This window comes from Nocardioides sp. NBC_00850 (genome assembly GCF_045207335.1).
In the GTDB taxonomy this organism is placed as follows: domain Bacteria; phylum Actinomycetota; class Actinomycetes; order Propionibacteriales; family Nocardioidaceae; genus Nocardioides.
Genome location: NZ_CP108845.1, coordinates 5,787,943 through 5,813,451 on the forward strand (window position 1 = coordinate 5,787,943; position 25,509 = coordinate 5,813,451).

Sequence of the window (25,509 nt, forward strand, 5' to 3'; positions counted from 1 at the left end):
TGTTGGACCAACGGTTCGCTCGCTGGCGCTCGCTCACCCGAGGACCTCGGCCGCGATCTCCTCGCGGTAGCGCTCGGCGCCGAAGCGCTCCTCGGCGTCCTTGCGGCCGGCGGAGGCGAGCTCGGCGGCGAGGGTGGGATCGGTGGCGAGCCGCTGGATCGCGTCGGCGAGGTCGTTCGCGTCGCCGGGGGTCACGAGGAGGCCGGTCTCGCCGTCGGTCACGATCTCGGCCAGCCCCTGCACACGGCTCGCGATCAGGGGCCGCTCGGCGAGCAGCGCCTCGACAGCGACGTTGCCGAACGGCTCGACACGTGAGGGCACCAGCACGACGTCGGCCTGCTCGAGCTCGCGGGCGGGCTCGGCGACGTAACCGAGGAACTCGACGTTGCCGGCGAGGTCGCTGTCGGAGGTACGAGAGCGGAGCTCCTGCTCGAACCACTCATAGCCCGCGAACACCGACCCGCACACCCGCAGCCGGGCGTCGATCCCCCGTCCGCGCACCTCGGCGAGCGCTTCGAGAGCCACGTCGGTCCCCTTGCGCGGCGAGAGCCGCCCGACCAGCACCAGCACCAGCGTCTCGTTCGGCGTCCGGCTGCGCGCCGCCGCCACGGACTCCGGCCCTGGCACCCCGTTGTAGACGACAGTCGTACGCCGCTCCAGCACCTTCACCGTGTGCGTGAGGACGCCGCGGGATGCCCGCGAGTTGGCCACCACGCGGGTGGCCAGCAGGAGCGGAGCGGTCAGGGCGAGGCGTACGGCCTTCGGCTGGTCATCCTCGGCCTCGTGGACGTGGCAGACCACGGGGACGCGGGCCGCCCGCGCGACGACGATCCACCACGGGATCGTCACGGTGTTGACCAGCAGCCGGCTCGGCCGGACCCGCCGCCACAGCCGCGCCGCACGGACCCAGAAGGCCATCAGCGCCGCGGCCAGCCGGACCAGTCCGGTGGGGCTGAGGTAGGCCTTGCGCAGCACGGGGAACGCCATCACCTCGACGCTCGCGCCGGCGGCCTCGAGCAGCGGGAGGAGCGGTCCGCGCTCGGGTACGACGACGGTGACCCGCTGTCCCGCCTGGTGCAGCCCACGCACCGTCTCGACCAGCTGAAGATCGGAACCGTAGACGTCCGGCGACGGGTGGGCGACCAACAAACGCATGATGCGCAACGGTATGTCACCGGCAAGGCCCGGGCCGAAGGTCCTGACAAAGTCCTACCCAGATCTGGGGAGCGGACGGCCTCGACGACCTGGAGCGATAGAGGGTCGTCTACGGTTTCCGACGTCACTCACCCCCACGTATGAGCGAAGCAGGATCGAGCATGGCCGCGACCGGCGCCGAACGCGCCCCAGCCGGGTTCCGTGCACATCTGGAGGCGCTGGCTCAGGCACAGAAGCCCTCGCTCAACACCGCTGCCTACTCGCGCCTCGTCAACCGGCCCGCCGGCCGGGTCGTCGCCGCGGCCGCACACACCCTCGGCGCGAGCCCCAACCAGGTGACCGCGTTGAGCGCGACACTCTCGGCGGCCGGGCTGGCGGTGCTCGCGCTGGTCGAGCCGCGCTGGTGGACCGGGATCCTGGTCGCGGTGCTGCTGGCGGCGGGATACGTGCTCGACTCCTCCGACGGGCAGCTCGCCCGGCTCCGTGGCGGCGGGTCGCGCTCGGGTGAGTGGCTCGACCACACCATCGACTGCTTCAAGACCGCCAGCCTGCATCTGGCGGTGCTCGTGTCCTGGTATCGCTTCGGTCCGGTCACCGACGGCTGGCTGCTGGTGCCGCTGGGCTTCGAGGTGGTTGCTGTGGTGACGTACTTCGGGCTGATCCTGATGCCGACGCTGCGCCCGGCCCCTGTGACCGAGCCTCCCGGGTCGCCGGCGGCGGTCCACGAGAACCCGCTGCGCAAGTGGGCGCTGCTGCCGATGGACTACGGCGCGCAGTGCTGGATGTTCGTGCTGCTCGGCTTCGGGGCGGTCTTCTCCTGGGTCTACGCCCTGGTCTTCGTCTGCAACGCCGCCGCGCTGGCGATCGCGCTGCGCAAGTGGTGGCGTGAGCTGCGCGTGCTCGACGGCTCGGTCGAGGTCTCGTCGTGAGCGAGCTCTCCCGGCTGGCCGTGGTCGTGGTCAGCTATGGCGATCCCGCCCTGCTGGAGCGGCACACGACCCAGGTCGCCGCCGCGCTCCGGCCCGCCAGGATCGTCGTCGTCGACAACCATTCGACCGACGCCAATCGCGACGCGGTCCGGGCCCTCTGCGGCCGCGAGGGCTGGACCGGCGTCTTCCCCGGCACCAACACCGGCTTCGGCGCCGGCTGCAACCTGGGCGCCGCGGCTGCGCTGGCCGACGGCGCCCAGGTACTGCTCTTCCTCAACCCCGATGCCACGATCGACGCCGAGTCGGCCGTACGCCTCATGGCCGCCGTCGAGGCCGAGCCGCTCCTGCTCGCCGGGCCGACCGTGCTGGGCCCGGGTGGCGAGGTCGCCTCCGCGGGTCTCGACCTCGACCTGGAGACCGGCGCGATGCGCCCCTGGCGGCGGCGCGCCGAGCACCCCGGCGCGGAGACGCTGCCGTGGGTCACCGGGGCCTGCTTCGCGGTCACGCGTGGGCTGTGGGAGCGACTGTCCGGCTTCGACGAGCGCTACTTCCTCTACTGGGAGGACGTCGACCTCTGTGCCCGGGTCCAGGCGCTCGGCGGCGGGGTCGCGGTCATCGACGGGGCCACCGCGATCCACTCCGGCGGCGGCACCCAGCGCGTGGAGGGTTCCCGCGCCAAGTCGCCGGCCTACTACTACTTCAACATCCGCAACCGTGCCCTCTTCGCGCGGACCTGGCTCAGCCAGGAGCGGCAGCGGGCCTGGCGTCGCGGGGCTGTCGGGGCCGCGTACGAGATCCTGATGCGAGGTGGCCGCCGACAGCTCCTGCACCCGGTACGACCGGTCTCCGCGGTCGTCCGTGGGCTACGCGACGGGCGCCGCGACCGGCCAGTCCGGGTCCTGGCGTCGGCCCGGGAGCTGCGCGCCACGACCAACCCCTACATCGTCCAGCTCGTCGAGACCCTGGGGCGGCGCGACGACACCGAGGTCGTGCTGTTCGGCTTCGCCCGGGCGATCGCGGGCCGTTACGACGTCTTCCACGTGCACTGGCCCGAGCTGCTGCTGACCTCGGCACGTACGCCGCTGCGCCGGCTCGCCCGCCGCCTGCTCACCACAGCGTTCATCATCCGGCTGCGGCTGACCCGGACCCCGGTCGTACGCACCTGGCACAACCTCGTCCGACCCGACCGCCTGAGCCGCTGGGACCACTGGCTCCTCGACGCCCTCGAGCACCGCACCAGGCACGTCATCCGGCTCACCGACCAGACCGCTCCCCCGCTCGACGTACCGACCTCGACGATCGTCCACGCCCACTACCGCGACTGGTTCGAGCCGGTGGTCGAGGCGTTCGCCGAGCCCGTGGAGACCGTCGAGAGGCGGGTCCTCTACTTCGGCCTGATCAAGCCTTACAAGGGCGTCGAGCAGCTCTTGGAGGCGGTCGCCGACAGCCCCGAGGCAGACGTGGACGTACGCCTGGTCGGCTCCCCCTCCGACCCCGCCCTCGCCGACCAGGTCCGCGCCGCAGCAACCGCCGACCCACGGATCAGCGCCGACCTGACCTACGCCGACGACGCCACCCTGGCCGCCGAGATCGCCGCCGCCACGTTGGTCGTACTGCCCTACAAGGCCATGCACAACTCCGGCGCCCTGCTCCTGGCTCTCTCCCTCGACACCCCAGTCCTGGCCCCCGACAACGAGGTCAACCGTCGCCTGGCCGAGGAGGTCGGCGAAGGCTGGCTCCACCTGTTCGAGGGCACCCTCACCATCGAGGACCTGGAGCGTGCGTTGAAGGCAGTCGCCGCCTCGTCGCCCGATGGGCGTCCTGATCTCTCGGCTCGGGAGTGGCCGGAGTCGGCCGCGCTCCACGCCGCGGCATTCCGGGCTGCGCTGTTGCCCTGAAGCGCTTGGGTTAGCATCTGGGGCATGTCGAGTCCGGAATCAGACAGGTCAGGGGCTGCCGGTCACACCGCCAGCCCCGTGAACGACTGAGCACGCCGGCCCGCGATCTGCGCGGGCCCGTTCGGCATCCTCCGGTCTGCTGGCCGTGGTGACCAGAAGAACCATCTTCTGACCACTCACCTCGGAGTACTCGATGCCCTTCGCCCTCTACATGCTTGCCCTGGCGGTCTTCGTCATGGGCACCTCGGAGTTCATGCTCGCGGGCTTGCTGCCCGCGATCGCCACCGATCTCGACGTCACCGTCGGTACCGCGGGTCTGCTGACCTCCGCGTTCGCCATCGGAATGGTCATCGGCGCGCCGCTGATGGCTGCCTTCGCCCGCCGCTGGCCCCCGCGGGCGGCGCTGCTCGTCTGTCTGCTTCTGTTCGCCGCATGCCATGTGATCGCCGCGGTCACGCCCGTCTTCTCCCTCCTTCTCGCCGCCCGCGTGCTCAGCGCCCTCGCCAACGCAGGCTTCCTCGCGGTCGCTCTGGCTACAGCAACCACGCTCGTGCCCGAAGACCGAAAGGGGCGCGCCCTTGCAATCCTGCTGTCAGGCACGACGATCGCCACGGTCGCCGGCGTTCCTGCAGGAGCGTTGCTCGGCGCCGCGGCGGGGTGGCGCGCGACGTTCTGGGCCATCTCGCTGCTGTGCGTGCCTGCCGCGATCGGAATCCTGCGAGGCGTCGCGGACAGGCGGAGCCGGGCCGATGCCAGCACCGGTTCGCCGAGTCTCCGCGCCGAACTGGGCCAACTGCGCTCGCACCGTCTCCTCCTCGCAATGATCCTCGGCGCACTGGTCAACGGTGGCACCTTCGCGGCCTTCACCTTCCTGGCACCGGTGGTGACCGATACGGCAGGGTTGACGGAAACATGGATCTCCGTGGTGCTTGTGATGTTCGGGGTCGGATCGTTCCTCGGCGTCACGCTCGCAGGGCGACTGTCGGACAACAGCCCGGGACTCGTGCTAGCGATCGGCGGCCCGTTGCTGCTGCTGGGATGGATCGCGCTAGCCCTGGTCGCGTCGGTCCCCGCGCTCCTGGTCGTCCTGGTCCTCTTCCAGGGGATGCTGTCGTTCGGCGTGGGCAGCACCCTGATCGCGCGGGTGCTCTACGCCGCGTCGGGCGCACCGACGATGGGCGGTTCTTACGCGACCGCTGCGCTCAACATCGGAGCCGCAGCGGGCCCTGTTCTCGGCGCGCTCGCACTCGCTACCGGAGTGGGCGAACTCGCGCCCGTGTGGGTCGCGGCCGGCCTCACAGCACTGACTCTCATCGTCATGCTCCTGTCGAAGACTCAGCTCAGGGCGGTCCCTGTGAAGACCCTCGGGTGAACTTGAGGCGCGCTCTCGCAGGCTCGGGGGCGCGGTGTGCGCGGTGGTCCTATTGGTCAGGGGCGGCGGGTGAACCGGATGCTGCCATCCGGTAGTCGCTCGTGGGTGTAGGCAGGGTTGTGGGCCAGGCGGTGATGGTGCGGGCACAACAGGGCGCCGTCCTTCAGATCCGTCTTCCCGCCTGCGGCCCAGGGTTCTAGATGGTGGGCGTCGCACCATTCCGGTGGCATGTCGCAGCCCTCGGCTTGGCAGCACTTCTGCTGGAGCCGCATCGCCTTGCGCTGAATCGGTTGGAAGAACCTGCTGCCACGGCCGGCGTCGAGCACTTCGCTGTCGCCGCCGAGGACCCAGGGGATGATGGTGGCGTTGCACGCCATCCTCCGGGCCTCCGCTGCCGAGATGGTGGTGCCGTTGGTCTCGTCGTAGCCCAGGGTGGCGATGCCGAGGTCTTTGCGGAGTTCCTCGAGGCTGATCACCACATTGATGGTGGTCGCGTCACCGCCGTGCCTAGGCAGCGAGGCCGGGTCGATGGTCTCCAGGAGCCGGGCGAAGCCTTGGCCCATGAGCCGCTCCCAGGGAGGCAGCGGGGCGCCCTTGGCGACGAGTTGCTGCTTGCGGGGTTGGGCCCAGGCCTCGACCAGCCGCTTGAACCTCATCCCGATCGAGACCGGCAAGACACCATCGAATCCGACGGTGCCGTCGTGGTTGTCCCAGACCCGCAGCGCGGTCTTCTGCTGGGCGCGTTCTTCTTCGGCGAGGAGGGCTTTGGCTTCGGCGTCTTCGAACCGGACCGGGTCGACCTCGCGCAGGATGCGTTTCCCGACGATCCGGAGTTCGTTGGCCGTCAACCGGATGGCGTAGTCGACCAGCAGCTTCTCGGCCAACACGAGATCTTCTGCACTGGCGACGGGGTTGGTCTCGATCTGGTCGAGCGCCTGGGTGATCACCCGGGCCTTGTCCTGGGACACGACACCCTCAGCGAGACCAGCAGCAACGAGGTCGTACTTCGCGACACCGGCGGCGAGCTTGATCTGCGAGCGGGCCACGGCCTTGTCGACCAGCAACTCGGCGCGCATCCACCCCGACGCATCCTTCGCGCCGGTGTCTTCGGCGATGTCGCCTGCCGTGGCGAGCACCCTCAGCTTCAACGCGGCCATCCGCGCCTGGAGTTTCTCCAGTCGCTCCAGGGAGTCCTTCTTCTGTCCGGTGCGCCAATAGGCGGGCTCGCGGGCGAGCAGTCTGTCGAGGGAGGATTCGATGGCAGTCAACTCTGCGTCGATCGCATCGTCAGGGTCGGTTCCCCACGGGTTCGCGTCGCGTTCGAGACTCATCGCCATCCCTCCCTTCAAAGAGGTGTTGTGATGGGTCTGATTCTACGCTGTCCGCCCTGCTCTGACCATCTATTTCCGCAGGTCAACCACTGTTTTCGCGGTGAGCGAACGACCTAGCGTCTGTGGATGGTAAGTGGCCCGAAGGGCCACCCTTCCACCCCATCAACCCCAACAAAACGCACAACAACTTCTCCGCGCCACACCCGGGCCGCCGCCCCGATAGCCAGCCAAATCTTTCTCGACGGGCCCCGGTGTCAAGGACCGCGAAGCGGCCGGCGAAGCCGGCGGCCGAAGGCCGTCCTTTACTCCGGGGCCCGTCGAGAAGACCATCAGAGAACGGGTCGGCGGCCCATCCCAACCCCGAAGAAGCATTCCGGCAGGGAGGTCTCGACAAACTCGACCAGCGAAGGCACAGGTGTTGGTCTCGACACGCCTCCGCCTAGCGGCTCCGGCGGCTCGACCATCGGAGAAGGGAGGTCTCGACAGGCTCGACCACCGGAGACCCCAGTCCTTTACTAACCTGACAGCGTGCCCCACACCCCAGCCCCAGACCCCAAACGCCCACCGGTCTGGATCTCCATAGCCTCGTTCGTGAGCAGCTTCGACCGGTTCGTGGTGAGCCCGATCCTGGTCCTGGTCGCGGCGACGTTCGAGGTCTCCGTGGGGCAGGCGGTGGCGATCGCGAGCGGCTACTACCTGGCGTACGGCCTCTGTCAGCCGTTGTGGGGTGCGCTCTCGGACAGGTTCGGCCGAGTACGGCTGATGCAGGGTGCGCTCGTCGGGGCGGGGATCGCAGGACTCGTCTCGGCGGCGGCCCCAAACCTGATCACGCTCGTCGTGATGCGAGTCGTCGCGGGAGCGTTCTTCGGGGCGGTCGTGCCGACCTCACTGACGTACGTCGGAGACACCGTCTCCCCGACCCACCGGCAGCGGGCGCTCTCGGACCTGATGGCCGCGATGGCGGTGGGAACCGCGCTGGCCGCAGCGGCGGCGGGGATCACCGGCCAGTTGGCCGGGTGGCGGGTCGTGTTCGCGGTGCCGGCGGTCGTGGCGCTGATCAGCGCCTGGGGTCTGCGCTCGCTCGCCGAACCGCCGAGGGCCACGAACAGCGGAATCAAGGCATCGTTCCGGGCGGCGCTGAGCAACCGCTGGGTGCTGGTGGTCGGGCTGCTCGTCTTCGTCGAGGGCGGCCTGGTCCTGGGCGTACTCACCCTCCTCGCCCCCGCGCTGCAGGCCCAAGGGGTCGACGCGGCGCGAGCGGGGCTCGCGGCAGCGGCGTACGGCATCGCGGTCCTGCTCTCCTCGCAGGTCCTCAAGGCTCTGACCCGACGGCTCCCGCGCTGGGCGCTGATGGCGATCGGAGGCGTCGCCCTGACTGCCGGGTACGCCGCCGCGACCGTGACGGTCTCGGTGCCCACCATCATCGGCATCGTCGTGATGCTCGGGATCACCTGGGCCTTCCTGCACACCTCGCTGCAGACCTGGGCCACCTCGATCGTCCCCGAGGCGCGCGGCACTGTCGTCGCCTGCTTCGCCGCCTCGCTCTTCATCGGCAGCTCCATCGCCGCCGTTATCGCCGGTCCTGCCGCGGACCACAACCAGTGGCACACCCTCTTCACGGCCTGTGCCGTCACCGCCGCGGTCCTCACCGTCGCCTGCGTCATCGCCTACCGCGCCTACACGGCCCGCGAACCCGCACCACCGACCGCGGACATCGCCACCGAGGTCTAGAACGGATCAGCGCAGGTGGGCGCGGATGAGCCGCTCGTACTGGTCGGTGATCCGGCTCCAGGTGAACTCGGCGGAGTGGCGGGCGCGGGCGTGGCCGGACAAGGACGCCGCCAGCGCGGGCTCGGACAAGAGCCGCTCCAACGCGGAGACGATGCCGGCCTCGTCGGAGAAGTAGAGGGCGGCCTTGTCGGCGACCCAGCGGTTGTAGCGGTTGTCGTGGGCGATGACGGCGTTGCCGCAGCCGAGCGCCTCGACCAAGGAGGGGTTGGTGCCGCCGACCTGATGGCCGTGGACGTACGCCACGGAGTGGAAGCGCAGGGCCGAGACGATGTCGGTGTCATAGATCGCGCCGAGGAAGACGACCTCGTCGCTGGCCGCCTCGAGGACAGCACGCTGGTAGTCGTCCGCCGGATCATAGGAACCCAGGACGACCAGCTGCCGGCCCCAGCGGCGGCTGGAGAAGGCCCGGACCACCTCGAGGATGCTGTTCTCAGGCACTGGCCGGGCGACCAGGGTCAGATAGGAACCCGGCTCCAGCCCGTGGTCGAGCACCGCCCACTCGGGGGCGTCGACGATGCCGGGGGCGCCGTAGGCGATCGTGGTGATCTTCTCGGCCGGCACCCGGGTCGCCAGGTGGCGGGCGATCTCGGGGTGGTCGGCGATGAGGTGGTCACCCAGCCAGCAGGCGGCCCGCTCCTGGGTCCACAGGAACGCCTTCTCGGGGCCCGACCAGCGGGCCCGCTTCCACTCGATGCCGTCCATGTTGATGATGTTGGGGACGCGGCGGGAGCGCAGCACCGCGTTGAGCGCGCCCGTGTTGTAGCCGAACGTCACGCACACGCTGCCGTCCTGCTCGGCCTCCCGGGCGGCGTGCCGCACTGCGCCGACGTCGAACTCGATCGTCCCGCGCGGACCGTCGTGCCGGGCCGGCACGTGGATGCGCTCGATGCCCTTCCACGAGTCGATCCGCAGGTCCGCCGAGGGCTCGTCGTCCTGGCAGTAGACGACGACTCGCCAGCCGCGGTCGACCAGGTCCAGACCTATGTTCTCCACCGCGGTCTCGAAACCGCCGTGGGCTGCGGGCACGCCACGGGTCCCGAGCATCCGTACAGTTGGGGTCACGTGGGGTTGACTCCTAGTTTCTAGGAGCCGATGGCTCCTATTTTCAGCACAAGGAGCCATCCAAGAGGATCCGCGTGGACCGCGGTCCCGAAGTCGGGGTCATATACCCGAAATCGGTTACGTCACCGCAGGTCCGCGCGTGAGCACGAACTGGCGCAGCGCGTCCGGGTCGTCCAGATCGACGTACTCGAACCCATCCACCGCCGCCGGCGCCTCGCCGATCGCGCACATGGAGTCGTAGACCTGCACGTACGCCGCCGACTGCGGGCCCCAGTCGAGCACCTTCGCCGCGCGCTCCCGCGCCCGCAGAGCCAGCTCGACCCGCAGCTCTGGATCGTCCAGCAGCGACTCGACCGCATCGGTGAACGCGGCCACGTCCCCGGAGGGAACGAAGAGCGCGGCGTCCTCGGCGGAGACCCGCGTCTCGACCAGGTCGAAGGAGACCGACGGCAGGGCGTACGCCATGTACTCCATCGTCTTGTTCATCGTCGAGACGTCGTTGAGCGGCGTCTTCAGGTCAGGACACAGGCCGATGGTGGCGGCGCTGAGGTGCTGCGCGATCAGCGCCGAGCCGGCCCGGCCGGTGAAGGTGACCACGTCGTCGAGGCCCAGCTCGGTGCAGCGGCGCTCGAGGTCCTCGAGGCAGTCACCGAAGCCCATCAGCACCGCGTCGACATCGCTGCGGCCGCGCCGATGGACGAGCTCGTCCATGACCTCCAGCACCGTGTCGACGCCGTCCTGGGGACCCATGATCCCGAGGTAGACCAGAGTGTGGCGGTTGGCGTTGGGCGACGGGTCGTGCGGCCGCACCGGACGCATCACCGAGGTGTCCGGTCCGCTGCGGACCACGGTCACGTCCGCGGGGGCCACCCCGCCGCGGGTGATCGCGACCTTCCGGTACGACTCGTTGGTCGAGATGACCTGGTCGGCGGTGGCGTACGTCTGCTTCTCGAGCCAGCGCAGCGCAGCCAGCTGGGCGCGGCCCGACAGGGAGGTCGGGGTGCCGAACCGGGAGAGGAAGAGCTCGGGGTTGAGATCGTGCTGGTCGAAGACGAACCGGACGCCCCGGCGCTTCCAGATGCGAGCCAGCAGCCAGTAGGTGTCGGGCGGGTTGCACGCCTGCATGATCGCGAACGGGCGGTCCCGCCAGACCTTGTTGGCCAGCAGCGCCGTGCGGATCCAGCAGTAGACGAACTCGAGCAGATAGCCGAGCACGCCACGGGCCTGCGGCGCGGGCCGGTACTTGTAGATGCGTACGCCGCCGAGCTGCTGGCGCCCGGGATCGCCGGGGCCCTTCGGGCAGATCACACTGACCTCGTAACCGCGCGCGACCAGCGCCTGGCACTCCAGCCAGACACGTCGGTCCAACGGCACGGGGAGGTTCTGGACGATGATCAGCACGTGCGTCTTTGCCACGCCATGTCTCTGCTGGGCTGCGTTGACCATGTGAGAAGCGTTGAGGGTGCTGAGACCGGCTTGTCGGGCATGTGCGGCATATCCCCGAATCCGGGGATCGTGAGTGGCGACGCCGGTGCCGGAGTGGCCAGCGGCTCCTAGCCTCGCATCCTGTGAACCCGCTGGCCGAGCGAATCCGATCCGTACGCACCCGACCCCGGTCGCAGGCCGTGATCGCGGACCGGCGCACCTCGGTCGGTGCGGACGGGCTGGTCGGCGCGGCCGAGGAGCTGCGGCTCGCCCTCGTCGGGGCTGCCGGTGTCCCGCGGCCACTGGTCGCGGTGTCGCTGCCGCTGTCCACCGACGCGGTGGTCGCGCTCGTGGCCGCGATCCTCGGTGATCTCTCGGTCTGCTTCGTGGACCCGTCGGCGGCCGAGGAGCATCGTCGAACCCTTCTCCAGGCACTGCACCCCGACGTCGTGCTCGACCGGTCGGGGATCCGGGCCGTCGCCTCGTCATCCTCCCGCTCGTCGCTGGAGGCCGGGTACGTCGCGATGTCCTCCGGCTCCACCGGCGGCGGCCCCAAGGGCGTGCTGTCCTCCTGGGCCGGCATCGACGCCTTCGTCCCGCACGGCGCGGCCGCGCTCGATCTCGACGCCTCCTCGGTGTGGGCCGAGGTCTCGCATCTCTCCTACGACCTGGCGATGACCAACCTGCTGGTCGCCCTGGCCGCTGGTTCCTCCCTCCACCTCTCCGGATCGCTGGGCGACCGGCTCCGGCCGCTCGGCTTCTGCGCCCGCGTCGAGGCGACGCACCTGCGGCTGGCTCCGCGGTTCATCGACCTCGCCGCCAACGAGCGCGGTCCCGCCTCCCCACGGACCCTGCGGGTCTGGGGCTCCGGCGGCGACCGGCTCTCCGCCGCCGACGCCCAGCGCGTCTTCGACCTCGGCGTCCCGACGGTCGTCAACACGTACGGCACCAGCGAGACGATCGGCTTCGCCAGCGCCGCCCGGTTCGATGCCGGCGACGACCTCCCGACGGTCCACGGCGCCCTCGGCATCGGGCGCGGGGCGGTCGGGGCGTGGCGTACGTCGTTGCTCCCTGAGGCCGCGGACATGCTGGCCATCGAGTCGCCGCACCTGCCTGGCGGCTATCTCTTCGGCAGCCCGAACGGGGAGTTCCCGCGCTGGGAGGGCCCGGAGCGGGTGCTCACTGGCGACCTCGGCGCTCGTCGCGGCGAGGAGCTCTTCTGCCTGGGCCGCGCGGGGCGTCGGGTCAAGCGCAGCGCGAGCTTCGTCGACCTGGACGCTCTCGACGCCGAGGTGAAGCAGGCCTTCGGCCTGGCCACCTTCACCGCCGCCACCCCCGAGGGTGACCTGGTCAGCCTCGTCGAAGGCCCCGGCGCTGACCTCGGCGACCTCCGCCGGCGGCTCCCAACGGTCCTGCGGCCCGACTCGCTCCCGGACGTACTCGTTCCCGTCGCTCAGCTCCCCCGCCTCGGCAACGGCAAGATCGACCAGGCCGCCGCTCAGGTGCTGGCCGAAGGCGGGATGCTCACCGAGTTACCTCGGTGAACGATCACTTCCTTCGCGGAACTCCGTGAAGGAAGTGACGCCAGACCGAGTTACCTCGGTGAGCATCACCCCACCTGCGCGCGCACGTACTCCGCCAAGGACCCGACGGACTCGAAGACCTCGGCGTTGATGTCGTCCTCGTCCATCTCGAAGCCGAAGCGGTCCTCGAGGACGGTGATCAGCTCGACCAGGGCGAGCGAGTCGAGCTCGGGCAGGGAGCCGAAGAGCAGGGTGTCCGCGCTCAGCGTGCCGGCGCTGTGGTCGGTGCCGATCACCTCGGTGATCGCCTCGCCGACCCGGTCGATGGTCGCTTCGGTGGTGTAGATGGTCATGGGTACTCCTTCGGGTTCAACGGGTTCAGGGACTCAGACGAGCACTTCGAGCGGTGCCGGGTGGCTGAGGAAGGCGGTGGGGCTGGCGGTGAGGCCGTACGCCCCGGCCTGGTGGACCACGACGAGGTCGCCCACCTCGGCGCGCGGCAGGCTCACCTTGTCGCCGAGCAGGTCGAGGGGCGTACACAGGCAGCCGACGACCTGGACCGTCTCCTCATCGCCGTCCTGGGCGGCCGCGACAGAGATCGGGTAGTTGCGGCGGATGACCTGGCCGAAGTTGCCCGAGGCGGCGAGCTGGTGGTGCATGCCACCGTCGACGATCAGGAAGGTCTTGCCGCGGGAGATCTTGCGGTCGACGACCCTGGTCACATAGACCCCGGCCTCGCCGACCAGGTAGCGGCCGAGCTCGATGACGACCTGCGCGGACGGCAGCGAAGGACGTACGCGGGTGGCCAGCAGCTCCTCGAGGCGCGCCCCGACCAACGGGAGGTCGAGGGGCTGGTCCTGGGTGTAGTAGGGGATGCCGAAGCCGCCGCCGATGTTGAGATAGGTCATCGCCTCCGGAAGGTCACCGGACAGCCGCAGGACGAGGTCGACGGTGCGCTCCTGAGCCTCGGCGAGGATCTCGGCGTGCAGGTTCTGGGAGCCGGAGAAGACGTGGAAGCCGGCCACCTCGACGTCGCGGTCGTGCAGCGTCTTGAGCAGCAGCGGCACCGTCTCGGCGTCGACCCCGAACTGCTGGGCGCCGCCGCCCATCCGCATCCCGGAGCCCTTGACCTCGAAGTCCGGGTTGACCCGCACCGCGACCCGCGGCCGGATCCCGAGCCGTTCGGCGGCCTCGACCAGGCGGTCGGCCTCCAGCGGCGACTCGATCTCGACGAGCACCCCGGCCGCGACGGCCTGGGACAGCTCGGCGACCGACTTGCCCGGCCCCGCGAAGCTCACCGACCCCGGGTCCGTCCCGGTGTCGAGCGCCACCCGCATCTCGGCTCCCGAGGCGACGTCGAGCGCGTCGACGGTGCGGGCCAGGTGCTGCACCACCGCGGGCATCGGGTTGGCCTTGACCGCATAGCTCAGGTGCACATCCCCGGGCAGCCCGGACCGCAACGAGGCGACCCGGGCGTCGATCGCGGCCCGGTCGTAGGCGAAGAACGGCGTCGAGCCGACCCTCTCCGCCAGCAGCCGTACCGCCAATCCTCCGACAACCGGCCCCCCGACGTACGTCATCTCACCACTCCAGACATGTCAGCTCGCTGTACAGGTAGTCGACCCGCGCCGGGTCGAGGGCGTCGCTGCGCAGCATCTTCGGCCGCGACCGCGAGAGCCGGTAGGAACCGCCCGGGGCCCCGCCCGCGACCCGGTGCTCGACCAGGGTCGCCGCGGTGCCGTGCTGGGTCAGCAGGTGCGAGGCCAGCCGCGGCGCGTGCCGCCGGAGCAGCTCCGGGTTGCTCGCGTAGAGGACCGAGGCGAAGGCGCGTACGCCCTTGCGGGTGTCCTTGCGGGCCACGACGTAGCAGTGCTCGGAGCCCGTGCTCAGCACCACGTGCAGGGCCGCCGCCGCGGCACGGTGGTCGGCATAGAGGTCCCGCTCCTCGCCCTGCAGCACCGAGTCCAGTACGTCGGGACGACTGCTCACCCGCACCCCTCGCCGCCCCGGCAGCACAGCGCCGGGCGACAGCGCCGGCACCAGCGAGGTGGTCGTGTCCAGGTCGGTGAACTTGAGCTTCCGGTTGAGCGCGATCACATTGCCCGAGGGCGAGAAGTCGGTGAACTCGTAGCCGGGCTGCTTGAGCAGCGTGGTCAGCAGCCGCAGTCCCTGATGGCGGTGGCTGTCGAGCACGCACCAGGCGCCCAGGTTGCAGACCTGCAGTGTCCCCGCGCCAACCCGACGCTCGGAGTAGTAGGCGAGGTAGGCCCCGACCACCCGCTCCCCCTCGGCGAGGAAGAACCCGTGGTTGGGCTGGGGTACGTCCCACGGCACCCGCAGCGCCTGGGTCCACTCCAGCTCCTGCACCCGCGGGTTGAGCTGCTCGTGCAGGAACGTCGAGACGACCGGAAGGTCCTCGGCGGTGATCGGGGCGAGCACGGCCTTCATGCGCTCGCCACCCACTCGGGCCCACGCGGGGCGCTCATCCGGCGAGGGCTCACCAGGGTGCGAACGGCGCGCCGCGACGTCTGCTTCCCCAGCAGCGCCCGGCTGCACTCGCGGGCCAGCACCATCAGCCAGTACGCAGCCCCCTGGACCCGCCCACGGCGGACCGTGAAGAGCCGTACCCGGTTGGCGACCAGGAGTGCCCACAGCCCCGGTGAGGTGGTGGACTCGCCGCCGAGGTGCACAGCGCGGGCGGCGGGCACGAACCGCACCCGGAAGCCCCGGTCCCTAGCGCGCAGGTGGAACTCGGTCTCCTCGGAGTAGAGGAAGTAGGACTCGTCCCAGGGTCCGCACGCGCGCCAGCACTCGGTGCTGATCAGCTGCGTCGACCCCTCGGCCCAGTCTGTGTCCTGGCCGCGGTCGTACTCGGCCGGGTCGGCCACGATCTCCCCCGCCCACCGGACCCGGCCGGCGCGGTTGGCGCCCACCACGGCGTCGGCGAAGGCCCGCACCAGGCTCGGGGCGCCACGCATCGACTCGATCAGCCGGCCCTCGGCGTCGACCAGCCGGGGCACGGCTACGCCGACCCCGAACACGAGCTCGCGGGCAAGCGCCGCGACGCAATCGGGCTCGAGACGTACGTCCGGGTTGAGCACCAGCACCGCATCGACGTCCGGATCTGCGGCGAAGGCGGCCGCGACGCCGGCGTTGATCCCGGCGGCGTAGCCGCCGTTGCGACCGGTCTCGACGACGGTCGCGTCCGGCGCGAGGCGGCGCGCGGTCGCCACGGTGTCGTCGGCGGAGGCGTTGTCGGCGACCACCAACCGCCACCCGAGACCGGCGAGCCCACCCGGCAGAGAGCCGACTAGATCGGCCAGCAGGTGAGCGCTGTTGTAGGTCACCACCACGACGGCGATGGTTCGGATCGGGAGCGACACGTCATGAGTCTCGACGGGGTCCACCCCCGCCGGACCCGGCTCCCGACCGCAGATCCCCCGTATGAGGTAGGCCTTCGCAAAGGTCGGCCGGACACGGCCTCCGGATCCTTAGCGTGGAGGACATGCCCGCCCACGTGACCAACATCTGCTTCCACGGCATCGGCGAGCCCGAGCGCGAGCTGGAGCCGGGCGAGGACCGTTACTGGATCAGCCAGGACGCCTACGAGGACATCCTCGATGCCGTCGCCGGCCGCCCCGAGGTGCGAATCAGCTTCGACGACGGCAACCACTCCGACGTCGCGATCGGACTGCCGGGCCTGCAGGCCCGCGGCCTGAGCGCGACCTTCTTCGTGCTGGCCGGACGGCTGGGGAAGCCGGGGAGCGTCGACCGCCTCGACGTCCGTCTCCTCCGGGTGGCGGGCATGCGGATCGGCACCCACGGCATGGACCACGTCAGCTGGCGTGGCCTCGACGCCGCAGGCGTACGCCGCGAGCTGATCCAGGCCCGCGAGCACATCACCATGGCGGCCGGCGAGACGGTGGACGAGGCGGCGCTCCCGCTCGGCCGCTACGACCGCGCCACGCTGCGTCACCTGCGCCGCCTGAGCTACCAGCACGTCTACACCAGCGACCGCGCCCAGGCGGTGGCCGGAGCCTGGCTGCAGCCGAGGTTCAGCATCACCGCGGACGACGACGGGGCCAGCGTACGCAGCCACATCCTGACCGGGCAGGGCATCGCCAGGAGGGTGGAACGTCAGGCGGCAGGCCTGGTCAAGAGGCTGCGCTGAGCCTCTGCGCCGGCCTGAGGAAGTAACCAGTTTGAAGGATGCCCCCGACCACGAGGTCGGGCAGTGTCGACGCGACAGTGCCGACAAGACGATGGCCATCGAGACGCGAACGGGTGCGAACACATGCCAACCAAGCCAGGCCGGCGCCGGCGGATCGCGATCGTGGGTGGGCTGGCTCTGCTGCTGGTCGCCATGACCTGGTTCCTGTGGCCCGACTCGGACCAGGTGAGCAACGTCGGCTCCGACTCGCTGCCGACGGTCGAGCCACCCGCGAGCGTGTCTCCCTCCCCATCGGCCGACCCGAGCCCGACCGTCTCATCGACCCCGCCGACACCGACGCCCGCGCCGTCGGCGACCCCGGAGCGTACGCAGTCCTCGACCGCCGCGCCGCCGGTCAAGGGATTCCCCACCCGTGAGTCGGCGGGCCTGCCCGCCGGCTGGAAGCCGAAGCGCACCGCGACCGGAGACTTCTGGATCCGGCATCGCGGAGCGGTCGTGGAGGACCTGCGGATCACCAACGGCGTCATCTACGTCACCGCGCCCGGCGTCACCCTGCGCCGCGTCGAGGCGATCGCCTCGGTCGTGGTCAACGACTACAACGACCAGTGCAACACCGGGCTGCTGATCGAGGACTCCGACTTCATCCGGAGCAGCGCCCCCACGACCGAGGAGGCCTGGCCGGCGGTCTCCGCGGGCGGCTACACGGTGCGCAACGTCGTCATCGACGGCGTACCCGAGGGACTGCGCGCCTCCAACAAGGAGCGCTGCGGAGGCATCGGGATCCAGGACTCCTTCATCCGGGTCACCTCGCCGGACGTGTGCAGCGACTGGCACGGCGACGGCCTGCAGGGCTACGGCGGCGGCAAGGTCAAGGTACGCCGGACGGTGATGATCCTGGACGTCAAGAACGAGTGCCACGGCACCGCCCCGTTCTTCAATCCCACCGATCAGGGCAACGAATCGGTCGACATCGACGGCCTGGTCGTGGCGGGCGGCGGCTACCCGTTCCGCAACGGCATGCCGGGGCCGGTCCGCAACCTCTACGTGGTCGATCAGAGCTGGGTCTACAGCCCGCTCGACGTCGACTGCTCGGTGGTCACCGAGTGGAGCGCGGCCGTGGTCACGATGGACTCAGCGGGCCAGCCGGTCCCGATCCGCGACCTACCCTGCGAGTGACGTCTGAGGCTGGAAAACCCGTCATAGATACCGAGTTTTGGGGGTGTCAGTGCCGGACGGATCAAACGTAGTGTCGATGCCTTCGGCGGTATCCCATACGAACAGGTGCATTCATGCCCTCCCACAGCATGCCCCCCAGCACGTATCGACGACGGATCGACCGACCTCCCCACGGTCGCCGCAGGACCACTCGGTGGCGGCGTACCGCTTTCGCCAGCGTCCTGGTCACCCTCATCGCCGGCAGCGGCCTGTGGGCGTTCGGCACGGCGACCGCGCACCCGGAGACGTTCAGCCTTCTCCCCGACGACGCGGTCCCCGCGGTCCTGACGGACTCCGACTCCCGGCCGGTCGAGCTCGGGATGCGGTTCCGGACCTCGGAGCCGGTCGAGGCGGTCGCGGTCCAGGTGTACCTGGGCCCGAACAACCACGGCCCGCACCAGGCGACCCTGTGGTCGGGACGGGGCCGCGCGCTCTCCCGCGTCCAGCTCGGCGGTGCGGCCGGAGACGGCCTGCGGGCCGCCACGCTCGAGCGGCCGGTACGTCTCGAGCCAGGCCGCTCCTACGTCGTCTCCTACACCGCGCCCGGTGGTCACTACTCGACCGACGAGCACTTCTTCGACCGTTCGATCAGTAACGGTCCGCTGTCGGCCGGCACGAACGCGGGTGTCTACACCTACCAGCCGGGCGAGTTCCCCCGCTCGACCTACCGCGCCACCAACTACCAGGTCGACGTCGTCGTGCGGCCTGCCGGCTCTGGCGAGGAGCCGACGACCTCACCGACGCCGTCCGGCAGTGCATCGCCCCCCAGCGCGCCGCCGTCCCAGAGCTCCAGCCCCTCGACGAGCGTCAGCCCGAGCACGCCGGCGAGCTCGTCGACAGCTCCGTCGACCTCCCCGAGCTCCCCGACCAGCACTCCGACGACATCCGCCCCATCGCCGACCTCCGCCCCTCCCACCGGTGGCTTCCCGACCCGCGCCTCGGCCGGGCTGCCGGACGGTTGGCAGCCGAAGCGGTCGGCGACCGGGACGTACACGATCAATACGCCTGGGGCAGTCGTCGAGGACCTGCGCGTGACGAACGGGACGATCAACGTCACCGCCAAGAACGTGACCCTGCGCCGGGTGCAGGCGGTCGGCTCGGTGATCGTCAACTACGCCAGCGCCACCTGCGCGACCGGTCTCGTCATCGAGGACTCCGAGATCGTCCGTGGCACGGCCCCGACGACGGACGAGGCCTGGCCCGCCGTCACCTCGGGCGGTTACACGGCGCGCAACGTACTCATCGACGGAGTTCCGGAGGGCTTCCGGGCCCAGGGGAAGTCCGCGTGCGGCGGCGTCGCGATCCACGACTCCTACGTACGTGTCGTCTCGCCCGACGTCTGCACCGACTGGCACGGTGACGGCATCCAGGGCTACGGCGGTGGGGCGCTCACCGTCCGGAAGACGGTCATCGACTTCGTCGACACCAACAACTGTGGCGGCACCGCCCCGTTCTTCTACCCCGACCAGGACAACACCTCAGTCGACATCGACGGCCTAATCGTGAGCGGCGGCGGCTACCCCTTCCGGCTCGGCACACCAGGCACGGTGAGGAACCTGTACGTGGTCGACCGGAGCTGGGTCTTCGGGCCGCTCGACGTCAGGTGCAGCCTGGTCACCCAGTGGCAGGCCGCGACCGCGACGCTGAACTCCGCCGGCCAGCCCGTCGTGGTGCGCAACCTGCCCTGCACGACCTGACGGGACGGGCTGACGGGACGGGCTGACGGGACGGGTCACCCGGGGCGTACGGTCTGCGCGACCTCGCCCACGGCCTCGGTGCGATCCGGTGGCGCCTTCGCAGATGGTGACAGTGCGTTCAGCCGGGTGACCGCGCTGGCCAGCCCGAGCACCAGGAAGATCGTGCCCATCGTCATCGGGAAGGCGAACGCGTCGAAGAACGCCAGCCCGGCGAAACCGGCGGCGGCGGCGCCGATGAGCGCGACGACGAGGTCGCGCGTCTTCGGGTCCTCGCAGGCGCGATAGACCCTGGCGAGCTGGATGAACGTCGCGACGACGAACGCCACGAAGAGGAGCACGCCGATGATCCCGATGCTCACCATCATCTGGAGGTACTGGTTGTCGAAGATGCGGTACTTCGGCAGGAACGTCCCCAGTCCGCGCCCGAAGAACGGGTTGCGGTCGACGAAGAACCAGGCCACCCCGTAGCTGTCCGTGCGCGAGGTGACGCTCGGGTCCTCCTCGGCGCCGACGAACATGCCGGTCACCGAGTTGATGATCCGGGGCGCGACCAGGAACACCAGGCCCAGCCCGCCGGCCGCGAGCCCCAGCACCATCGCGCGCTGCTTGCGCGACCAGCCGATCATGCAGACCGCCACCGCGATGGCGGCGCCGAGGTAGGCAGACCGGCTCGAGGAGGCGGCGATGATCATGCAGATCAGCACCACCGGGGTCCAGCGGACGAGCGGGTTGAGGTTGCGGTGCTGGAAACCGACATGGAGCGCGATCGGCACCAGCATCCCCATCAGGGTGCCGTACTCGATCGGGCTCAGGGCGGTCCCGGCGGGACGTACGAGGCCGTTGCGCATCGCCAGCTCGACCGTCGTCATCGGGGTCAGGACCGGGATCGATATCCGGTCGACGAAGATCTGCCGGGCGAAGAACTGGGCCAGGCCGAGGACCGCGAGGACGGTGCCGCCCACGACCAACCGCCACACCAGCACGTGGACCCTGGCCATGCTCGGGATGGCGTCACCGGCGAGCAGCAGCGTGCCCACCCAGGAGACCATCGCGAGGATCGCGACGTCGGCCGGGCTCACCTCGTCGCGGCTGATCGGACGCGACATCGCGATGACATAGGTGACCCCGATGCTGAACAGGAACAGCGCCAGCACCACTCGCATCGGCTGCGGAGGCCGGTCGACCGGCAGCGGCCGGCCGATGCTCAGCAGCGCCCAGAGCGCGAAGCTGCCCAGCCCCATCAGCATCGAGACCGAGCCGGCGCTGCCCAGCGGCCGGAAGACCAGCCAGGACGGGATCACGAAGACGGCGAACGTGTAGAGGCTCAGCCACGTCACCGCATCGACACCACGGCGTACGGCCATCGTTCCAGCCTCAGCCGTGGAGGCGCTGGACGACGTGGTCGTCGCCCCGGTCGCCCCGATCGTCCTGGGCGTACTGCCCGTACTGGTCGTCCTGGTCGGGATCGTCGTCGTAGGCGGCGTCCTGGGCAGCCAGGGACGCGGCCCGCTCCTCGCGGGCCAGGCGGCGGCGCAGCACGATTCCGTCGATCGCGTAGACCAGCACCGCGGTCATCGCGAGACCGAGCACGACGGCCATGATCCGCGCCCGCAGCGGACCGCTGCCGTCGATGGCAGCCGTCTCGTCCAGCGCAAGCGTTCGGGAGCGCAGCCGGGCGTTGCCCTTCGCGTTGACCTCGTCCTGGAGGCGGCCGAGGGTCTCCGGGATGGAGTCGGCGACGAAGTCGAGCGCCTCGATGGCGTTGGCCTCGCTGTCCGCACTGACGTCGATCGCGATCACCGGCCCGCGCGTCGACTCCTCCATCGAGACCGTCACCGCGGCGCCCGGGGTGACCTCCGCGATCGCCTCCTGGGCGGGCGCGCTGGTGTAGTAGGCGACCACGACCCGGGCCGGCAGATCGAGCCCACCGAGCCCCAGGAACGGGTTGCCGCCGGGGCCGACCGCGTTCTTGGAGGGGAGCATCAGGACAAGGCCCCGGGCGGTGTAGGTCGGCGCCACGAAGGCCGATGCGCTCCAGCCGAGCACTCCGGTCAGCAGGATGCCGACCACCGCGAGATACCAACGTCGCCGGATCGCACCGACGAACTCCGACAACACCATGCGGCCGAACGTACCCAGCCAGGATCGGTGCGAGCCGACCTCGCCGACGTCCTACCCGATTTGGGCGATGACCCCGCTGACCTGGGCTGACCCGGCCTCGGCGGACCTAGCGTTCCGACCATGGCGCTGTGGGACCTGCTGCGGGCGATGGTCCGACGATGGCCGATCGTAGTGGTCGGCGCGATCCTCACCCTCGCCGCCGCGAACTACGCGAGCCAGGACCGGAGCGTCTACTGGACGCGTACGGACCTGGTCTTCCTGGCTCCCAAGAACGCGCAGTATCCCAACGCGCTGCGAGCGACCTCCGAGGACCTGGTGATCACCGCCGGCGTGGTCGGCAAGCTCGTCGTCGGCACCCGGCAGATTCCGAAGTTCACCGCCACCGACGCGGGGCTGATCGGGATGGGCGTACGCGACGGCTGGACCGTCCGGCTGCCCGACACCGGCGGCCAATGGGCGCCCAACTACACCGACCAGTGGCTGATCATCGAGGTCGTCGGCTCCGACCCGGAGACCGTGCGCACCCGCAAGGAGCAGCTGGTCGAGGACATGACGGCCGCGCTCGACCGCGTGCAGGACGAGTACCGCGTGGACAAGGCGTTCCGGATGACGACCAAGGAGGCGCCCGGCTCGACCGTCGTCTACCCCGTCGGAGGGAGCTCCAAGCGGGCGTTCGCCGTCACGGGGCTGCTCGGCGCCGCGGCGACCCTCTACCTGGTCGTACTCATCGACCCGATCCTGCTGCGGCGCAAGGCGCGCCGCGCCGAGACGCCGCCGGAGACCGACCTTGGCTGAGACCCGCCCCCACACCGCCCTCGCCTGGAGCATCGCCAACACGGCGGTGACCAAGCTCGGCACGATGGTCGTCGGCATCCTCGTCGCGCGGCTGCTCGGGCCGGAGAGCTACGGGACGTACGCCGTCGCCTTCCTCGCCCTGATGGCGGTGCTGAGCTTCAACGAGCTCGGCGTGAGCCTCGCGGTGGTGCGCTGGAAGGACGACCCGCGCGAGATCGCGCCGACGGTGACCACGATCTCGGTCGTGGCGAGCCTGCTCATCGCCGCGGGGATGGTGATCGGGGCCGGCCCCTACGCGCGGGCGATGGGTGAGCCGGACGCGGCGGTGCTGGTGGCGATGTTCGCCATCCCGGTGGTGCTCAGCGGGATCACCGCGACCCCGGCGGCGCTGCTGCAGCGCAACCTGATGCAGGGCAAGCGGATGCTGATCGACCAGATGGCCACGATCGTGGCGGTTCCGGTCATGCTCGGGCTCGCGTTGGCCGGCGCCGGGCCGTACTCCCTGGTCATCGGTCATCTTCTCGGCGTATCCGTCACCACCGTGATGTTCCTGCGGATGTCGCCGCTGCCGTGGCGGATGGGGCTCTCTCGTGCCCACGCGGTCACGCTGCTTCGCTTCGGCACCCCGCTGGCGGTGACCAGCATCCTGGTCTTCGCGGTCGGGTTCGCCGACCAGATCGTCATCGGCAGCATGCTGGGTGCGACCGCGCTCGGTTTCTACGTGGTCGCGTTCAACCTCTCCAGCTGGCCGGTCACGATGCTTTCGCGACCGTTGCGGCAGGTCACGCCGGTGATCTTCGCCCGGCTGCAGCGCGACCCGGCCGGGATGCGGCACGCCTTCACCCGCCTCTCCGCGCTGGTGCTGACCGTGACGCTCCCGGGCTGCTCGGCGCTGGCCGCGCTGGCCCCGGAGGTGATCGGCCTCGTCTACGGCAACGTCTGGCAGGCGGCAGCGGCACCGCTCCTCTGGCTCGGCGCGCTGGCCGTGCTGCGGATCTCCTTCGAGCTCGCCTACGACTTCCTGGTCATCGCCGGCTCGACCCGCAGCCTGATGACGATCCAGATCGTCTGGCTGACCGCCCTGGTGCCGGCGTTGCTGGCGGGGGCGGCGTGGGATGGCGTCGGCGGGGTCGGCCTGGCCACGTTCGCGGTCGGCCTCGTCGTCATCCTGCCGCTGCACCTCTTCTATCTGGCGCGGGCCGGGGTCGGGCTCCGTGGCCTCGCCGCCGGAGCCGCTCTGCCGGCTCTCGGCGCGCTCGCCGTCTGGGCTGCGGCCGTCGGGATGCGCGTCGCGCAGCCGTCGGTCTGGGTGACCTGCGCAGTCACCGGCCTGGTGCTCGCCGCCGTGTGGGCGGTGCTGCTGCGACGCCGACGCGAGGACGTGCGCTGGTTCCGCTCCGGCGCCGGCTCCCCCACCCCCAGTGAGCCCCCCACGACACTGAACGAGGACGTCCATGTCTGACCGTCTCGACGACAACCACGAAACCCTGGAGAAGATGTACGCCGCCGCCGCGGCTGCCGCTCGACGAAGGCCGCAGCGCGCGGCCGCGCTGGCGCAAGCCGCCGCCGAGTTCGCCTGGGGCAACCACACCGGCTGGTTCGCCTACGAGCCGCTCGAGCTGCTGCTCACCGAGCTGGGCCGCTCGCTCCCGTCCGTGCCCGTGCCGACCCGGCCGCGGCGCACGCTGCACGTGGTCACGCAGATGTACCAGAGCGGCGGGCACACCCAGATCATCGCCGGCTGGACCGACCAGCTCGCCGACCGCTCCCACGAGATCGTCGCCACCCGGCAGATGACCTCGCCGGTGCCGGCCAAGATCGCGTCCCGGCTCGGGGACCGGGTCGGCCTGACCATGCTCGACACGACACCCGGGAGCCTGCTCCACCGCGCCGCCCGGCTGCGTGCGCTCGCCTCGACCGCCGACCTGGTGGTCTCCCACTGCCACCCCTTCGACGTGGTCCCCGCGCTCGCCTTCGCCGACCGCCGCGACCTGCCGCCCGTGGTCTACATCGACAACACCGACCACGTCTTCTGGGTCGGGGTGCGGGCCTACGACCGGGTCGTCCACCTGCGCCGCAGCGGCCAGGACCTCGCCCAGCACCGTCGCGGCCTGCCGATGGAACGGTCGATCGTGCGCAACCGGCCGTTGTCCGTCCGCGGCCGGACCAAGCGTCGCGAGACCGCGAAGCCGCAGTGGAACGTACGCGCCTCCGACGTGCTGGTCGTCACCGCGGCCGACTCGAGCAAGTTCCAGGGCGGCGACACCTACCTGGCGGCGGTCGAGGCGGCGGTGGCCGCCGAGCCCCGCCTGCAGTGGCGGGTCGCCGGCCCCAATCCGGAGTCAGAGCCGTGGGCCGGGCTGGCGCGGCGTACGTCCGGACGGATCCAGGCCGTCGGCATGCTCACCGACGTGGCTCCCCTCCACCACGCGGCCGACGTCTACCTCGACTCGTTCCCGTTCGCCGGGCTCACCTCGCTGCTCGAGTCCGGCGGCCTAGGCAACCCCGTCGTCACCTTCCGCGGCCACCGGCCCGAGTGTGCCGTGTGGGGCTCGGACTCTCCTGGTATCGACCACCTGATGCTGCGCCCGAACAGCGCCGACCAGCTGCGCGACACCCTCCTCGACCTGGTCCGCCGGCCGCGTGAACGGGTCTCGCGCGGCAGCGCGACCGCCCAGGCGATCCTCGAGTGCCACACCGGCCCCGGCTGGGTCGCGGACGCCGAGTCGCTCTATCTCACACCACAGCGCCTCGGCGACGACCTGCTCGCCCCCGTCCGCGGCCGCGGCCACCTCGACCTGCTCACCGTCTCCGTCCAGGCGACCAACCCGTTCAGCCGTACCGGCGCCGACATCACCGCCGGCCTCCTCGGCGCGATGCCGCTCACCGACCGCATCTCGATGTGGCGCCAGACCCGCCGCGGCGGCGCCGGCCGCGTCCGCGACCTCGCCCCCGAGTGGGCCGCTGCTGCGGTTCGGGCGCGGCTGCGCCGCCGACCGGCAGGGATACCCGGTTAACCGGGTA

General features: G+C 70.6%; 21 protein-coding genes. 11 read left to right on the forward strand and 10 right to left on the reverse strand.

Annotation, left to right across the window (positions count from 1 at the left end):
- Positions 1 to 33: 33 nt before the first annotated feature.
- A complete protein-coding gene (locus OH802_RS28085; protein WP_406023646.1) occupies positions 34 to 1,155 on the reverse strand; it encodes a glycosyltransferase family 4 protein in 1,122 nt (373 codons plus the stop codon).
- A 161-nt stretch (positions 1,156 to 1,316) separates the two neighbouring features.
- Between OH802_RS28085 and OH802_RS28090 the strand changes: the two genes are divergently transcribed.
- The 3 genes from OH802_RS28090 to OH802_RS28100 all read left to right on the forward strand — a co-directional run bounded on the left by OH802_RS28090 (position 1,317) and on the right by OH802_RS28100 (position 5,354).
- Positions 1,317 to 2,084: a CDP-alcohol phosphatidyltransferase family protein gene (locus tag OH802_RS28090; protein ID WP_406023647.1), complete on the forward strand. Its 768-nt coding sequence runs from the start codon at positions 1,317 to 1,319 to the stop codon at positions 2,082 to 2,084.
- Entirely contained in the window at positions 2,081 to 3,982 is a 1,902-nt protein-coding gene (locus OH802_RS28095; RefSeq protein ID WP_406023648.1) for a glycosyltransferase, read from the forward strand. Before OH802_RS28090 ends, OH802_RS28095 begins: the two co-directional genes overlap by 4 nt.
- A gap of 193 nt (positions 3,983 to 4,175) precedes the next feature.
- Complete coding sequence (locus OH802_RS28100; RefSeq protein WP_406023649.1) at positions 4,176 to 5,354, forward strand: Cmx/CmrA family chloramphenicol efflux MFS transporter; 1,179 nt, start codon at positions 4,176 to 4,178, stop codon at positions 5,352 to 5,354.
- A gap of 56 nt (positions 5,355 to 5,410) precedes the next feature.
- Here the strand turns inward: OH802_RS28100 and OH802_RS28105 are convergent, their stop codons facing one another.
- Positions 5,411 to 6,685, reverse strand: coding sequence for a DUF222 domain-containing protein (locus OH802_RS28105; protein WP_406023650.1), 1,275 nt, complete (start codon positions 6,683 to 6,685; stop codon positions 5,411 to 5,413).
- Positions 6,686 to 7,276: 591 nt separating this feature from the next.
- On the opposite strand from OH802_RS28105, the gene OH802_RS28110 reads away from it, so the two are divergent.
- Positions 7,277 to 8,416: an MFS transporter gene (locus OH802_RS28110; protein ID WP_406023651.1), complete on the forward strand. Its 1,140-nt coding sequence runs from the start codon at positions 7,277 to 7,279 to the stop codon at positions 8,414 to 8,416.
- Between the two features lie 6 nt (positions 8,417 to 8,422).
- Here the strand turns inward: OH802_RS28110 and OH802_RS28115 are convergent, their stop codons facing one another.
- Entirely contained in the window at positions 8,423 to 9,538 is a 1,116-nt protein-coding gene (locus tag OH802_RS28115; protein WP_406023652.1) for a DUF1972 domain-containing protein, read from the reverse strand.
- A 117-nt stretch (positions 9,539 to 9,655) separates the two neighbouring features.
- Positions 9,656 to 10,954: a glycosyltransferase family 4 protein gene (locus tag OH802_RS28120; RefSeq protein ID WP_406023653.1), complete on the reverse strand. Its 1,299-nt coding sequence runs from the start codon at positions 10,952 to 10,954 to the stop codon at positions 9,656 to 9,658.
- Between the two features lie 152 nt (positions 10,955 to 11,106).
- On the opposite strand from OH802_RS28120, the gene OH802_RS28125 reads away from it, so the two are divergent.
- Positions 11,107 to 12,507, forward strand: coding sequence for an AMP-binding protein (locus tag OH802_RS28125; protein ID WP_406023654.1), 1,401 nt, complete (start codon positions 11,107 to 11,109; stop codon positions 12,505 to 12,507).
- Between the two features lie 65 nt (positions 12,508 to 12,572).
- Here the strand turns inward: OH802_RS28125 and OH802_RS28130 are convergent, their stop codons facing one another.
- Genes OH802_RS28130 through OH802_RS28145 form a run of 4 tightly spaced genes read right to left on the reverse strand, consistent with a single transcriptional unit; the run spans position 12,573 to position 15,869 of the window.
- A complete protein-coding gene (locus OH802_RS28130; protein WP_406023655.1) occupies positions 12,573 to 12,839 on the reverse strand; it encodes an acyl carrier protein in 267 nt (88 codons plus the stop codon).
- Between the two features lie 33 nt (positions 12,840 to 12,872).
- Positions 12,873 to 14,066, reverse strand: a complete 1,194-nt coding sequence (locus OH802_RS28135) for a pyridoxal-dependent decarboxylase, exosortase A system-associated (protein ID WP_406023656.1) — start codon at positions 14,064 to 14,066, stop codon at positions 12,873 to 12,875.
- A 1-nt stretch (position 14,067) separates the two neighbouring features.
- Positions 14,068 to 14,934, reverse strand: coding sequence for a hypothetical protein (locus tag OH802_RS28140; protein WP_406023657.1), 867 nt, complete (start codon positions 14,932 to 14,934; stop codon positions 14,068 to 14,070).
- A complete protein-coding gene (locus OH802_RS28145; RefSeq protein ID WP_406023658.1) occupies positions 14,931 to 15,869 on the reverse strand; it encodes a glycosyltransferase family 2 protein in 939 nt (312 codons plus the stop codon). The genes OH802_RS28140 and OH802_RS28145 overlap by 4 nt, the downstream gene beginning before the upstream one ends.
- A gap of 122 nt (positions 15,870 to 15,991) precedes the next feature.
- Between OH802_RS28145 and OH802_RS28150 the strand changes: the two genes are divergently transcribed.
- From OH802_RS28150 to OH802_RS28160, 3 genes are all read left to right on the forward strand, one after another.
- A complete protein-coding gene (locus OH802_RS28150; protein ID WP_406023659.1) occupies positions 15,992 to 16,657 on the forward strand; it encodes a polysaccharide deacetylase family protein in 666 nt (221 codons plus the stop codon).
- A 123-nt stretch (positions 16,658 to 16,780) separates the two neighbouring features.
- Positions 16,781 to 17,833 (forward strand): hypothetical protein, encoded by a 1,053-nt coding sequence (locus OH802_RS28155; RefSeq protein WP_406023660.1) that lies wholly within the window; start codon positions 16,781 to 16,783, stop codon positions 17,831 to 17,833.
- Positions 17,834 to 17,961: 128 nt separating this feature from the next.
- A complete protein-coding gene (locus tag OH802_RS28160; protein ID WP_406023661.1) occupies positions 17,962 to 19,569 on the forward strand; it encodes a DUF4082 domain-containing protein in 1,608 nt (535 codons plus the stop codon).
- Between the two features lie 35 nt (positions 19,570 to 19,604).
- On the opposite strand, the gene OH802_RS28165 is transcribed toward OH802_RS28160, so the two are convergent.
- Positions 19,605 to 20,933 carry an O-antigen ligase family protein gene (locus tag OH802_RS28165; protein WP_406023662.1) on the reverse strand — a complete coding sequence of 443 codons (1,329 nt, stop codon included), beginning with the start codon at positions 20,931 to 20,933 and terminating at the stop codon, positions 19,605 to 19,607.
- A gap of 10 nt (positions 20,934 to 20,943) precedes the next feature.
- The gene (locus OH802_RS28170) at positions 20,944 to 21,690 is read right to left on the reverse strand and encodes a hypothetical protein (protein WP_406023663.1); all 747 of its coding nucleotides are present in this window, start codon (positions 21,688 to 21,690) and stop codon (positions 20,944 to 20,946) included.
- 120 nt (positions 21,691 to 21,810) lie between these two features.
- Between OH802_RS28170 and OH802_RS28175 the strand changes: the two genes are divergently transcribed.
- From OH802_RS28175 to OH802_RS28185, 3 genes are read left to right on the forward strand one after another with little or no spacing between them, the layout of a single operon-like run.
- On the forward strand, positions 21,811 to 22,485 hold the full coding sequence (locus OH802_RS28175) for a hypothetical protein (protein ID WP_406023664.1): 675 nt from the start codon (positions 21,811 to 21,813) through the stop codon (positions 22,483 to 22,485).
- Positions 22,478 to 23,947 carry an oligosaccharide flippase family protein gene (locus tag OH802_RS28180; RefSeq protein WP_406023665.1) on the forward strand — a complete coding sequence of 490 codons (1,470 nt, stop codon included), beginning with the start codon at positions 22,478 to 22,480 and terminating at the stop codon, positions 23,945 to 23,947. The genes OH802_RS28175 and OH802_RS28180 overlap by 8 nt, the downstream gene beginning before the upstream one ends.
- Positions 23,940 to 25,502, forward strand: a complete 1,563-nt coding sequence (locus tag OH802_RS28185) for a hypothetical protein (protein ID WP_406023666.1) — start codon at positions 23,940 to 23,942, stop codon at positions 25,500 to 25,502. Before OH802_RS28180 ends, OH802_RS28185 begins: the two co-directional genes overlap by 8 nt.
- The last annotated feature ends 7 nt before the right edge of the window (positions 25,503 to 25,509 follow it).

Coding starts and splice junctions, on each gene's coding strand:
- OH802_RS28085 (WP_406023646.1), bottom strand. CDS start 1,155: ATGCGTTTGTTGGTCGCCCACCCGTCGCCGGACGTCTACGGTTCCGAT.
- OH802_RS28090 (WP_406023647.1), top strand. CDS start 1,317: ATGGCCGCGACCGGCGCCGAACGCGCCCCAGCCGGGTTCCGTGCACAT.
- OH802_RS28100 (WP_406023649.1), top strand. CDS start 4,176: ATGCCCTTCGCCCTCTACATGCTTGCCCTGGCGGTCTTCGTCATGGGC.
- OH802_RS28105 (WP_406023650.1), bottom strand. CDS start 6,685: ATGAGTCTCGAACGCGACGCGAACCCGTGGGGAACCGACCCTGACGAT.
- OH802_RS28130 (WP_406023655.1), bottom strand. CDS start 12,839: ATGACCATCTACACCACCGAAGCGACCATCGACCGGGTCGGCGAGGCG.
- OH802_RS28135 (WP_406023656.1), bottom strand. CDS start 14,066: ATGACGTACGTCGGGGGGCCGGTTGTCGGAGGATTGGCGGTACGGCTG.
- OH802_RS28140 (WP_406023657.1), bottom strand. CDS start 14,934: ATGAAGGCCGTGCTCGCCCCGATCACCGCCGAGGACCTTCCGGTCGTC.
- OH802_RS28150 (WP_406023659.1), top strand. CDS start 15,992: ATGCCCGCCCACGTGACCAACATCTGCTTCCACGGCATCGGCGAGCCC.
- OH802_RS28155 (WP_406023660.1), top strand. CDS start 16,781: ATGCCAACCAAGCCAGGCCGGCGCCGGCGGATCGCGATCGTGGGTGGG.
- OH802_RS28160 (WP_406023661.1), top strand. CDS start 17,962: ATGCCCCCCAGCACGTATCGACGACGGATCGACCGACCTCCCCACGGT.
- OH802_RS28165 (WP_406023662.1), bottom strand. CDS start 20,933: ATGGCCGTACGCCGTGGTGTCGATGCGGTGACGTGGCTGAGCCTCTAC.
- OH802_RS28170 (WP_406023663.1), bottom strand. CDS start 21,690: ATGGTGTTGTCGGAGTTCGTCGGTGCGATCCGGCGACGTTGGTATCTC.
- OH802_RS28175 (WP_406023664.1), top strand. CDS start 21,811: ATGGCGCTGTGGGACCTGCTGCGGGCGATGGTCCGACGATGGCCGATC.
- OH802_RS28185 (WP_406023666.1), top strand. CDS start 23,940: ATGTCTGACCGTCTCGACGACAACCACGAAACCCTGGAGAAGATGTAC.